This window comes from Pseudomonas sp. LARHCG127, from assembly GCF_052871455.1.
In genome coordinates this window covers 121,990-133,460 of record NZ_JBIXJT010000011.1, presented here as the reverse complement: position 1 = coordinate 133,460, position 11,471 = coordinate 121,990, and the positions used below count along the sequence as shown (strand labels likewise).

Sequence of the window (11,471 nt, the reverse complement as noted above, 5' to 3'; positions counted from 1 at the left end):
GGGCATGCGACGCCTTCTAAGGATTGAAAAAAGGGACAGGATTGAAAAAAGGAAAAAAGGGACAGATTTGAATGGCACTTACTTAACCTTCTTCGGGTGACCATTCTTCCTGACCTCAGCCCTGGCTGATCGACGTGTTTTCATCAGCATGGGGTAAGGCTTGAGTCTTCGTTTTATCGCGCGCGGCTCAATCCTGCCAGGACGCCTGCCAACACGTTTCAGGGCAATCAGCTCAAGCAGATTCAGCATCTGATCTTCTTGCTCCTGAACCCCGTACTGCCTCAACGCAAGGCACAGCTGAAGGCTATGTTTGAAGCTCAGCTCGCGAGGCAGACAGTCGGCCAACAGAGCTGATTGCGCCATGAGCATCCGTATCAGGTTGTGCGCATTCCCGAGCGCGATATTGATTACATCCGCCGCCGTATGGTCGATATAGAAGAAATCCATCTGCGCCTGGGCTGGACGCCCCGCGTTGATATTCAAAAAGGTATTGAGTTAACCATCGACTGGTACAAGACCACCTTGTAAATTATTATGCAGACAATACGCAGAACATTCAGATTTCTTTTTGGCCATCCGCTTACGCGCAACAACAAAATAAGTGCGCTCTGGCGGTTTTGGCAATTGTCCTGACCGTCCAGGCGCTCAACTGGATGCTCGACGGTTTTGATCTTGAGCGCGAGTCTAACAAGGCCGCAGCGTTCATCTTGAAGAAGAAAACGCGCTGCTGCGCCAGCGCCTGTTCGGACGTAAGTCCGAGCAGACGGCCGATCTGGAAGCGCCTCAGCTAGCTCTTTTCAACGAGGCGGAAAGCATCGCCGAGCCTGTCGACGAAGACGTTGAAGAAGAGGTTGTCGCGTCGGCCAAGCGTCGCGGCAAACGCAAGCCGCTGCCTGCCGACCTGCCACGTATCGAAGTCATCCACGAACTTCCCGAGCATGAACTGACGTGTGCTTGCGGCTGCCGCAAACACGTCATTGGCGAGGAAGTCAGCGAGCAGCTTGAAATCGTGCCGATGCAGATCCGTGTGATCAAGCACGTTCGTAAAGTGGTTTATGGAGCGCTTACTTTAGGAGCAAGCAAGTGCCTCGTTATTCCACTAATTAGAAAGTGAAATGGGCGACCCAAAGATCGCCCGTTTTCGTTACTCAGCAGCTTGCGCCCGCAACCGCCTCCCAATCACATCCATCACATCACAGCCATCACGCAACGCTATCGTCAGCATCTTGCAAAAGTCCGAAAGCACCACCGTATCGGAGCTGATATCCGAACGGAACGCGATGTTTTCCAGCAGTTGGGTCACGGTGCGGATGCGGTAATCGGCGGTTTCGAAGAGGACGTCGAGTGGGGCTTCGGTGTCGATGAGCAGGGTGGCTGGGGTGCAGTCGATTCCGGTGATGGGCATGTATCGGGTCATAAGCAGAGCCTCGAAAGTTGATGAGTCTCTCTGTAGATCGGGTCGCCAAACCCGGTCGCCTTTTGGGGCGACAGGGGACTATAGGCTGACCCCCTCCAATGCCACAAGACACCGCTTTCCGAGCTTCATGTAGGACGTTTGGCCTGGCATTTGTCGGCTTAAAGCGGGCGACTGCTGCGCAGTCGAGCGGGAGCAAGCTCCCTCGCCACGGGAGCGATGATCGACTTATGGATTGTGCTTAGCCGTATCAGCAACCGTGGGGCTTTCCTCTTTCGTATTCACCGTGATGCGAAGTCAGCCCCCCGTTTCCTACGAGCTGTTTGCCATCATCTCTGTCCATTTCGCAGGAGATTTCCACCTCTGTGGAGGACCTTTCGTACTTTTTTACAGGATGCGTCTGATTTCAGATGGACGGTTACGACAGTAATCATCGGGAAAGGGGCGTCATGCGTCGAATACGGTTGCGTCTTCTGAGCTGTTTCCAATGTCGCTGGTGATCCGGTGGTCATCTCATCGAGCTACCGGGGCTGTGTATTTCTGCAGAGGAGAGTAGTGTGTATGTACGTAAGTAAGTACAGAAGGTCCCATGCTATTTGAATGGGACGAAGCCAAGAACCGGGCCAACATTCTTAAGCACGGCATCGACTTCAACGACGTGCCGGGCATTTTCCAGCATCCGATGCTGGTTTTCCACGATGACCGAATGGCCTACGGCGAAGAGCGTTGGATCACTATCGGAGTGATCAAAACGTTGATTGGCGTGGTCGTGTACACCGAACGGCGGGACGATGTGATCCGCATCATCTCCGCCCGAAAAGCCACTAAGCAGGAGGCCATACGTTATGTCGAAACCATCGAAAACTGACTGGGAGCGCTTGGCCAAGTTGGATGACGCGGACATCGATACCAGCGATATCCCCGAATTGGATGAGGACTTCTTCCGTCGCGCCGAGCTGCGTGTGCCGGTAAAGCAGGCGGTGACTATTCGCCTTGATGCCGATGTGGTTGAGTGGTTCAAGGGGCAGGGCGCGGGCTATCAGACACGCATCAATCAGCTTCTTCGCCAATACATGCAAGCCCAGCAGGGCCAGCGGCGATGAGCAAATTAATGCTATGAAGCGGGCGACTGAGAAGTCGCTCGTTGTCATTAACTCTGTTACCTGCGCTCGCAGCTCTCCCGATTACATCAAACCTATCGCGCAACGCTGTGGTTAAGGCAAAACGGGCGACTACTGCTCAGTCGAGCGGGCGCAAGCTCTCTAGCCACAGGGATCGCGCTCGACTGGGCGGGTTGGCGCATCAGCCGTGGCAGCAGCCGTGAGGCCTGGCCTCTTCGTATTTATCGTGATGCCGCACCCAGTCCATGATTTCGTCTTCATTGCGGCCCTTGGGCGTCAGGTCGAGGTAGTTGTAGGTGCCGACCAGGATGTCGAGGCCGCGGGCGTACGTGGAGTAGGTGTGGAAGATGTCGCCGGCTTCGTTGCGATAGAAGACGCTCAGGCCGGGGAGTTCGCCTTCGGTGGTGTCGGTTTGTTCGTAGTTGTAGGTGGTTTTTCCAGCGGCTGTATCTTCGGCTTTGAAGCTAACGCCGAAGTCGTAGTTGAAGTCGCAGCCTTCTGACGAGACCCAATCGAAGGCCCAGCCCATGCGGCGCTTGAACGGTTGGAATTCGCCGAAGGGGGCGCGGGAGACGGCGACCACGGCCACGTCGTGGTGGGCCAGGTGTTGGTTGGCGCCGTCGATGTGGTCGGAGAGGAAGGAGCAGCCCTGGCAGCCTTCTGCCCAGCCGGGGCCGAACATGAAGTGGTAGATGATCAGTTGGCTGCGGCCGCCGAACAGGTCGGCCAGGCTTAGTTCGCCGTGGGGGCCTTGGAAGCGGTAGGGTTTGTCGATTTTGACCCAGGGCAGGGTGCGGCGTTCGGCGCTGAGTTTGTCCCGTTCGCGGGTGAAGGCTTTTTCGTGGGCCAGGTGCTGGCGACGGGCGGCGAGCCATTCTTCCCGCGAGACGACTGGATGATTCTCTACGTTCATGGTGATTTCTCCTGTAGGCAGTTGCTCAAGTCGGCGCTTCACTCATTGGTCGTTTGGCCTGGGGTAAATTCGACAGGCCGTTGGTCGGCTGGCGGGATGGGCCGTCCGCCAACCCGGCTGAACGGTGGCGTGGCGCCTCGGTCACAACCTAGGTAGGCATCTCACTCTTTAGAGGATGGACCAGGATGACGACTTATAACTGGGACTTGATCGAACGGTTGTTGCACGAAGTGCAGAACGGCGCTGGCCACAGTTTTACCCCTCGGCCCTATGCGGAGCAGTACGCGGCGGCAAAAGCGGCTGAAGGCGAGGAAATCGAGAACCTCGATCATCTGAAAGCGGTCGCCGGGGAGTATGAAAAGTTACTGCTGGAGCGTGGCTATATCGAGCCGCGGCCGGAGGAAGAGGGCGGCAACGGCGAGAATTTTGTGCTGACGCCGCGTGGCTCGCGGTTGTTGAGCCTGATCGACAGCAGCATTCCGGGCAATGATCATCCACGCGAGGTGTTGGATGAGCAGGAAGACGCGCTGGATGAGTTTACCTTTGATGATTTGGCTTCGAAGGCGCAGATTGCCTGACAGGTTGGCACTGAACCCTGTGGGAGCGAGCTTGCTCGCGATAGCGGTCTGACATCCAGCAGATGTGTTGCCTGTTCTGCCGCCATCGCGAGCAAGCTCGCTCCCACATTGGGTCTCCCACAGGATCTCAGTGGTTTTAAGAGCGTGCTGCCTTCAGGCACTTCAAATCAGTGAAATCTTTCTTCACCCCGTCGATTTTCTTCAACAGCTGTTCGCGCTGGGGCGGGGTGCTTTCGGCCATGAGGTCCACCAGCAGGCTGCGGGCCTGCGCTTCGGTTTTGCTGAAGGCCTCGCGGTAGGCGGGAGTCCAGAGGCTTTCGCGGTCGACGAGTAACTGCTCGATGCGTTTGGGGAAGTCCGGGCTGTGGCGTTGGGCCACGGCTTCGCTGAACTGGTTTTGCCAGTGGGCGCGGTTGGCGATCCATTGCTGGTTCTGGTCGCCGAGGGCAGTGGACCAGGCCATCACCCGTTGGCGCTGGGCGTCGTTGAGCGGGCCGAGCCAGTCGTCCAGGCGTTTGACCATGCGTTCGCTGCGTTGCTGGATCTGCTCCTGCAGCGTCGGCTTGAGGTATTGCTGCTGGCGTTTACGCTGGTCCTTGACGAAGGCAGCGTCCATGTCGGCAACTTGGTCGTCGCTCAGGCCTTGCAGCAGTTCGATGGCCGAGGGGGTGATTGCCCGGGCGGTTTCGGCGATGGCGGCCTTGGCTTCCCGGGTGCGCTGTTGTAGCGCTTCGTCGGTGACCTGGTTGGTCTGCACCATGGTCTTGAGGCGATCCAGCCAGTCGAGGTAGCCGGGCAACTGGGTGGTGCAGTGCCAGGTCAGGTGGTCCTTGAGGCGTTCGTTGAACCAGTCTTTTTGCTCGCCTTTGATGTCCAGGTAGTCGTTGAGGGTCCAGGGGATGATCAGGTCGAGGTTGCGGTACGCCAGCCCGACGCGGCTGCAAGCGGTGAGCACGAAGAGCATGGCGATGAACATGGCGGTGCGTGTTAACCAGCGCGACATGAGCGAGTCCTTGCGAATGCGTAAGTGCTTTGTTTGAGCATGGCAGGCGCGCAGCAGTTCAGCTGATTAATGCGTAACGCTTAGTAAAAAGGGTGGGCCATCTTGAGGGTCAGCAGGCTGTTGCATTCGCTGTTGTGGCCGGAGTACGCCGAGCAGCTGCTGCCGCTGAGGCTTGAGTCGCTGTAGATCAGGTCCAGGTCGATGCCCATCCAGGGGCGGGAAATTTTCAATGACCAGTCGCTGAAACTGCCTACAGAACCGTTCTCGACCGAGACCGGCGTATTGAGTTGGTGGGTGGTGTATTTGGCGCTGATGCCAATGCCGAACGGCACATTGCCGCCCAGGTCGGCAAACAGTGTGCTGTTCTGCTTGTCCGGATCGTTGCTCAGGGCCGCGCCGAAGCGGCTGCCCAGCACAGTCAGGCCGCCGTAGAACTCCTGGCTGTCGAGGGTATCGACGGTGGGGTAGCTGTAGTGGATCAGGCCGACTTCGTAGCCCAGGGTCTGGTCGAAGGGTTGTTTAAAACCCATGTAGGAATCGACTTCAAGATCGGCGGATAGGCCGGCGCTGGGTGACCACTGGCCGACGTACCAGCCGCTGTCGTGGCTCAGGTCAAGGCCACCATGGAACGAACCGGTGCTCGACGGCGTGACCAGGCCCTGGGCCATGCTGCGGCTGGGAGTGGTGCCGAGTTTGAGGTCGAAGTCGCCGAGTTCGCGCTGGAACACCTGCCCTTGGGCGAGGGAACAGGTCAGCAGGCTGATCATCAGCAGAACGATAGGGGCGCGCATGCTTCACTCCATGAAAAGCGAGAAGCAGGATCGGTAACTAGGCTGAAACGCTTGGGCTAGAGAGGTGCAAGCATACCGGCGAATACTCGGCAGCGAAGGCCGTTCGTCGATTCATAGGAAAATGAGTGGGGCGGGAAGGGTTCCAGTCCAAGCGCTTCGAAGCTCAAAGCGCTTTGGGACCAGGTGACGCGCAGGTTACTTCTTGCCCAGGCTGATCTGCTTGGACGGGCCGAATGTCTGGCCGCTGACGCCTTTGGCAATTTGCTGGATCTCGCCGCCGGACTTGAGGAACGCAGCGATCTGGTCGTTGATCGACTCGCTGGTTTCAACGGCTGGAGCTGGCTTTGCTTTGCTGTTGGATGCTTTTACGCGCATGACGGCCATTAACCTGTAGATAATTAATTGGGCCAGGCATCGTACAGGAAATACTTGACAATTGCTTGGCAAATATCCTTCTGAATTTTCGTCGGCGTGACGGGAATAATGCGCGGTTATCCGTCAATTATTGCCCTAAGCCCCTGTTTTAAATAACAACCGTGCGAAAAATAATGTGCCGATGGCAAGCGGTACGCACCGCCGCTCGCCTGACGAATGGCCGTGCCCGGGATGAAAACCCAGGAAAATCAAAGGTTGTGCCGGGCCTTGTCGGCAAACCGTGCCGGCGGCCACGAATCGCACCGCAAAACCGGGTAGAATGCCGCCCACGCAATGAGGGTATTGGAAATGGCTTTAGTCGGGCGCTACAACAGTTTGCAAGTGGTTAAACACACTAACTTCGGTTTATATCTGGACGGCGGTGCGGACGGCGAAATCCTGCTGCCCAATCGATATATTCCCAAGGATATTCCCAGCGAAGATGAAGATTGGCTCAATGTTTTCATTTATCTGGACAGCGACGACAAACTGATCGCTACCACAGAAAAACCCAAGGTCCAGGTCGGTGAATTCGCCAGCCTGAAAGTGGTTGAGATCAACAGCATCGGCGTGTTCCTGGACTGGGGCCTGCCCAAGGACCTGTTGCTGCCGTATTCCGAAGAAAAGCGCCAGATGACCGCCGGCGAATACTGCGTGGTGCACGTCTACCTCGACAAGCACACCCGCCGCATCACCGCCACGGCGCGCCTGGATCGTTATCTGGACAAGACCCCGGCCAACTACACGCCGGGCCAGGAAGTGGATTTGCTGGTCGCCGAAGCCACCGACATGGGGTTCAAGGCGATCATCAATAACAAGCACTGGGGCCTGATCCATAAGAATGAAATCTTCAAGTTCATGCGCGCCGGCAAACAGGAAAAGGGCTTCATCAAGGAAATCCGTCCGGACGGCAAGATCAGCCTGAGCCTGCAGCCCGTTGGCCAGGAGGCCGCCACCAGCCTCAACGCCAAGATCCTCGCCAAGTTGCGTGAGAACAACGGCACCCTGGCGGTCAGCGACAAGAGCGACCCGGCGCTGATCAGCAGCCTGTTCGGCGTGAGCAAGGGCAACTTCAAGAAGGCCATTGGTGCGCTGTACAAGAATGGGCAGATTGTCATTCATGCGGATCGCATTGAATTGAGCTGATCGAACGCAGAATCCTTGGCTTGTGAACCTTGTGATCAATGATCCAGTGGCTTGTGACCTTGTGGCGAGGGAGCTTGCTCCCGCTGGCCTGCGCAGCGGGCCCCGGCGTTCTTCCTGACATGCTGTGGTGATACAACCGCTTTTGGGGCTGCTTCGCAGCCCAGCGGGAGCAAGCTCCCTCGCCACGGGTGCTCATCTCTGTATACAAACTCCTGCACCTTTAGCATGCATCCACGCCCTGTTCGTGGGCGCATGCCTGCGCTTGCCTGGCTTTAGCCCCCGCTACACACCCCGGTTTGTCTCATATTCCACGCCTATGGCACGCATTCTGCGTAGCAACCCGTATACAAACCATGCCGGCTCCCGTGCGCAGTATGGTGAGCAGGTCGATACGGGGGCACGGCGGTACTCAAAAGGAGCCCCGCAATGTCCGAGCAATTGCCCAACGGCTACAGCCCCCGCCTCTATAACCAGGACCTGGGCCCGCTGCCGCAGAAATGGAATTGGTACAACATCTTCGCGTTCTGGATGAGTGATGTGCACAGCGTCGGCGGCTATGTGTTCGCTGCCAGCCTGTTCGCCTTGGGCCTGGCGAGTTGGCAAGTGCTGATCGCGTTGCTCGGCGGGATCTGCATCGTGCAGTTGATCGCCAATCTGGTCGCCAAGCCGAGCCAGCAGGCGGCAGTGCCTTACCCCGTCATTTGCAGGTTGGCGTTCGGCGTGTTCGGGGCGAATATTCCGGCGGTGATCCGCGGGCTGATCGCCGTAGCCTGGTACGGGATTCAGACGTACCTGGCGTCCAGCGCGCTGATCATCGTGGTGCTGCGGTTTTTTCCTTCGATGGAAGTCTACGCGACGCCGCATTTTGCCGGTTTGTCCTACCTGGGCTGGTTCGGTTTCCTCAGCTTGTGGTTCGTCCAGGCGCTGGTGTTCTGGACCGGCATGGAGTCGATCCGGCGTTTCATCGATTGGGCCGGACCGGTGGTGTATGCGGTGATGTTCCTGTTGGCCGGCTGGATCGTGTGGAAGGCCGGTTGGAGCAATATCAGCTTCACCCTGGCGGAAAAGTCGTTGTCTGGCTGGCAAGCGTTCGGCCAGGTGATTGTGGCGACGGCCCTGGTGGTGTCGTACTTTTCCGGCCCGACGCTGAATTTCGGCGATTTCAGCCGTTACTGCCGGAGCATGTCTGACGTGCGCCGGGGCAATTTCTGGGGGCTGCCGGTGAATTTCCTGGCGTTCTCCCTGGTCACCGTGGTGATTGTTTCCGGGACCTTGCCGGTGTTCGGTGAAATGCTCCACGACCCGATTGCCACCGTGGCGCGCATCGACAACGACGTGGCCGTCCTGCTGGGGGCCTTTGCCTTCGTGACCGCCACCATCGGCATCAACATTGTCGCCAACTTTGTGTCCCCGGCGTTCGACTTTGCCAACGTCGCGCCGAGCAAGATCAGTTGGCGCGCCGGTGGCATGATCGCGGCGGTGGCGTCGATTTTCATCACGCCGTGGAACCTGTTCAACAACCCTGAAGTGATCCACTACACCCTGGACGTGCTGGCCGCCTTCATCGGCCCGCTGTTCGGGATTCTGCTGGTGGATTACTACCTGATCAAAAAACAGCAGATCGACGTCGATGCGCTGTTCAATGACGGGCCGAGCGGACGCTATTACTACAGCGGCGGTATCAACTGGACTGCGGTCAAGGCGCTGATCCCGGCGACCTTGATGGGTGTGGCAATCACCTTCACGCCGCTGCTGCAACCGATGGCCAACTTCGCCTGGTTCACCGGTTGCTTCCTCGGCGGGGTGTTGTATTTCGCCCTGGCCCTACGAGAGCCGACCGCGCAATCGAGCAAAGCGTTCAGCCCGGCCGGCCAGGCCTGATCAACGCAGGGCGGTCTGGGCGCATGGGCCCACCGCGCCCCGGCTGGCGGGCCGCAGCAACAGGCCGCCAGCCAACAGCAGGCCGCTGCCGGCAATGATCAGCGCCGGTTGCAGGCCGCCGCTGAAATGGCTGCTCAGCGCTGCCAGCAACGGCCCGCTGAGCTGACCCACGGCAAAGCAGGCGGTCAGCAGGCCGGCGTTGCGCTGGGTGGCGTGGGGGGCCAGTTCCCGGGAGCGCAGCATCACCAGCTGCATGCAGGCCAGGAATGGCGCACCACACAGGATCACCCCCAGCGCCAGCCCCGGCCCACTGCCCAGCAGGCAGGCAAACACCCCAGCGGCTTGCAGCCAGAGCGTACCGATCAGCCAGCGACCGGTGCTGTTCGGGTTCGGCCGCCGCAAGCTGACCAGCAACACGCCGATGGCGGCGGCCAGGCCGAAGCAGGGCCAGAACAGGTCCGCCAGCCATTGTCCGTGGAACTGCGCCGAGGCCATTTGTGACAGGAACGTGGCCGGAATGATGTAGCCCACGCCGTACAAGGCATACACCACGCCCAGTCGAGCGATGCCACGATTCGGCGAGGAGGTGACTGGCGCGGCAACGGTCGCGGTTGCGGCGGGTTGCGGCAGGATCGGCAGAATCACCAGCAACATCGCCAGCGCCACGCCGGCGTACGCCAGCCACAGGGTTGCGGAAGTCTGGCCCAGCAGGTTCGAGCCCAACGCCAACAAACCTGTCAGGAAAATCCCCAATCCAGGACCGGCAAACACCAGGGCGCCGAGCCGCGGCCGTCCCGTCGCCGCTGCCAAGGGTTGGCTCAGGGCGGTAATCATCACCATCACCCAGGCGCTCGCTACGCCGGTGCCGAAGCGCAATGCCAGGTGCGGCCAGAAGCCCCAGGCCCAGAACGACGCCAGGGTCAGCAGCACGCACAGCCACAGGCCGCCGAGCAACCGCCGCCGCACCTGTTCCGGGCGCCGGGCGAACATGGCGTCCAGGGCACCGAGGAAATAACCCAGGTAGTTGGCGGCGGCAATCAGACCGGCGGCGGTCAAGTCGACCTGACCTTCGCCGATCAAATGAGGTAACTGCGGTGTGAGGGCGAAGCGGCCGATGCCCATGGCCATCATCAGCGCGATGAAACTGCCAAGCAGGCGAATTAGAGGTGACATGGTCGTTCTCCGGGTGTCGGGGCGAATGACCGTCAGGCTAGGACTGATTGACTTTCATTAAAAATGAATAATAGTGAGTAACTTGTTCTTTTTTGGAGAAGGTCGTGGAGTTCAGCCAGTTAAGGATTTTCCAGGCCGTGGCCGAGGAAGGTTCGATCACCCGGGCTGCGGAGCGCTTGCACCGGGTGCCCTCGAATCTGTCGACCCGGCTTAAGCAGCTCGAAGAGCAGTTGGGCGTAGACCTTTTCCTAAGAGAGCGTCAGCGCTTGCAGTTGTCACCGGCAGGAAAAGTCCTGCTGGACTATGCAACCAAGCTCTTCGCCTTGCACGACGAAGCCCACGCAGCGGTGCAGGGCGGACAGCCGGCCGGGGATTTCCTGCTGGGCACGATGTACAGCACGGCGGCGACGCATTTGCCGGACCTGCTGGCGGCGTATCACCGGACGTATCCAGCGGTGAACCTGCAAGTGCAGTCGGGGCCCAGTGGTGAACTGTTTGAAGGCCTGCTCACCAATCGGCTCGATGCGGCGTTGGTGGACGGTCCGTTGGAGTTGGCGGGGCTGGATGGCGTGCCGTTGTGCGACGAACGGTTGGTGCTGATCACCGAGGCCGATCACCCGCCGGTGCGCAGTGCGCTGGATGTGCAGGGCCGCGCGGTGTTCACGTTCCGCCGTGGCTGCTCGTACCGGATGCGCTTGGAAGCCTGGTTTGCCCATGATCACGCGACCATGGGCCGGGCGATGGAAATTGAGTCTTACCAGGGGATGCTGGCGTGTGTGATCGCCGGATCCGGCGTGGCGTTGATGTCCGAGTCGATGTTGGCCAGCCTGCCGGGCCGCGAGCGGGTGACGGTGCATCCGCTGGCCGAGCCGTTTGCCAGCGCCACCACTTGGCTGATGTGGCGTAAAGGCATGGTCGGGGCCAACTTGAATGCCTGGATTGAATTGCAACAACAGGCGTGGCCGCGAGCGCCAATGATCACGGCGCAATCGGCTTGAACTCCGGGAGGTGGATTTGGATCAATTCAGTAACAGATC

Annotated in this window: 12 protein-coding genes and 2 pseudogenes; 7 read left to right on the top strand and 7 right to left on the bottom strand. The window is 59.1% G+C overall.

Annotated elements, in window-relative coordinates; all coding sequences use genetic code 11:
- Positions 1-78 precede the first annotated feature (78 nt).
- A pseudogene (locus ACIPQ1_RS19475) lies at positions 79-387 on the bottom strand (IS4 family transposase); the annotation flags it as partial.
- Positions 388-653: 266 nt separating this feature from the next.
- On the opposite strand from ACIPQ1_RS19475, the pseudogene ACIPQ1_RS19470 reads away from it, so the two are divergent.
- Positions 654-1,060 (top strand): annotated as a pseudogene (locus ACIPQ1_RS19470) (IS66 family transposase); the annotation flags it as partial.
- Between the two features lie 84 nt (positions 1,061-1,144).
- Here the strand turns inward: ACIPQ1_RS19470 and ACIPQ1_RS19465 are convergent.
- Positions 1,145-1,417: a hypothetical protein gene (locus tag ACIPQ1_RS19465; protein WP_003184161.1), complete on the bottom strand. Its 273-nt coding sequence runs from the start codon at positions 1,415-1,417 to the stop codon at positions 1,145-1,147.
- 586 nt (positions 1,418-2,003) lie between these two features.
- Between ACIPQ1_RS19465 and ACIPQ1_RS19460 the strand changes: the two genes are divergently transcribed.
- Together ACIPQ1_RS19460 and ACIPQ1_RS19455 are read left to right on the top strand one after the other, a co-directional pair.
- Positions 2,004-2,282: a BrnT family toxin gene (locus ACIPQ1_RS19460; protein ID WP_446534635.1), complete on the top strand. Its 279-nt coding sequence runs from the start codon at positions 2,004-2,006 to the stop codon at positions 2,280-2,282.
- The gene (locus ACIPQ1_RS19455; protein ID WP_446534634.1) at positions 2,260-2,517 is read left to right on the top strand and encodes a BrnA antitoxin family protein; all 258 of its coding nucleotides are present in this window, start codon (positions 2,260-2,262) and stop codon (positions 2,515-2,517) included. The genes ACIPQ1_RS19460 and ACIPQ1_RS19455 overlap by 23 nt, the downstream gene beginning before the upstream one ends.
- A 199-nt stretch (positions 2,518-2,716) precedes the next feature.
- Here the strand turns inward: ACIPQ1_RS19455 and ACIPQ1_RS19450 are convergent, their stop codons facing one another.
- Positions 2,717-3,448, bottom strand: a complete 732-nt coding sequence (locus ACIPQ1_RS19450) for a DUF899 domain-containing protein (RefSeq protein WP_446534633.1) — start codon at positions 3,446-3,448, stop codon at positions 2,717-2,719.
- 185 nt (positions 3,449-3,633) lie between these two features.
- Between ACIPQ1_RS19450 and ACIPQ1_RS19445 the strand changes: the two genes are divergently transcribed.
- A complete protein-coding gene (locus ACIPQ1_RS19445; protein WP_446534632.1) occupies positions 3,634-4,026 on the top strand; it encodes a transcriptional regulator in 393 nt (130 codons plus the stop codon).
- A 136-nt stretch (positions 4,027-4,162) separates the two neighbouring features.
- Here the strand turns inward: ACIPQ1_RS19445 and ACIPQ1_RS19440 are convergent, their stop codons facing one another.
- The 3 genes from ACIPQ1_RS19440 to ACIPQ1_RS19430 form a co-directional block, all read right to left on the bottom strand.
- Positions 4,163-5,029: a DUF6279 family lipoprotein gene (locus tag ACIPQ1_RS19440; RefSeq protein ID WP_434705353.1), complete on the bottom strand. Its 867-nt coding sequence runs from the start codon at positions 5,027-5,029 to the stop codon at positions 4,163-4,165.
- 80 nt (positions 5,030-5,109) lie between these two features.
- On the bottom strand, positions 5,110-5,820 hold the full coding sequence (locus ACIPQ1_RS19435) for a TorF family putative porin (protein ID WP_446534631.1): 711 nt from the start codon (positions 5,818-5,820) through the stop codon (positions 5,110-5,112).
- A 195-nt stretch (positions 5,821-6,015) separates the two neighbouring features.
- Positions 6,016-6,204: a hypothetical protein gene (locus ACIPQ1_RS19430; protein ID WP_018607615.1), complete on the bottom strand. Its 189-nt coding sequence runs from the start codon at positions 6,202-6,204 to the stop codon at positions 6,016-6,018.
- 339 nt (positions 6,205-6,543) lie between these two features.
- Between ACIPQ1_RS19430 and ACIPQ1_RS19425 the strand changes: the two genes are divergently transcribed.
- Entirely contained in the window at positions 6,544-7,380 is an 837-nt protein-coding gene (locus tag ACIPQ1_RS19425) for a CvfB family protein (RefSeq protein WP_186704614.1), read from the top strand.
- A 426-nt stretch (positions 7,381-7,806) separates the two neighbouring features.
- Positions 7,807-9,261: an NCS1 family nucleobase:cation symporter-1 gene (locus ACIPQ1_RS19420; RefSeq protein ID WP_186730818.1), complete on the top strand. Its 1,455-nt coding sequence runs from the start codon at positions 7,807-7,809 to the stop codon at positions 9,259-9,261.
- Here the strand turns inward: ACIPQ1_RS19420 and ACIPQ1_RS19415 are convergent, their stop codons facing one another.
- Positions 9,262-10,434, bottom strand: a complete 1,173-nt coding sequence (locus ACIPQ1_RS19415) for an MFS transporter (protein ID WP_446534630.1) — start codon at positions 10,432-10,434, stop codon at positions 9,262-9,264. It lies immediately after the preceding gene.
- A 104-nt stretch (positions 10,435-10,538) separates the two neighbouring features.
- Here ACIPQ1_RS19415 and ptrR point away from each other — a divergent pair, with 104 nt between their 5' ends.
- Positions 10,539-11,432: a putrescine utilization regulator PtrR gene (gene ptrR / locus ACIPQ1_RS19410; RefSeq protein WP_411386785.1), complete on the top strand. Its 894-nt coding sequence runs from the start codon at positions 10,539-10,541 to the stop codon at positions 11,430-11,432.
- Positions 11,433-11,471: the final 39 nt, after the last annotated feature.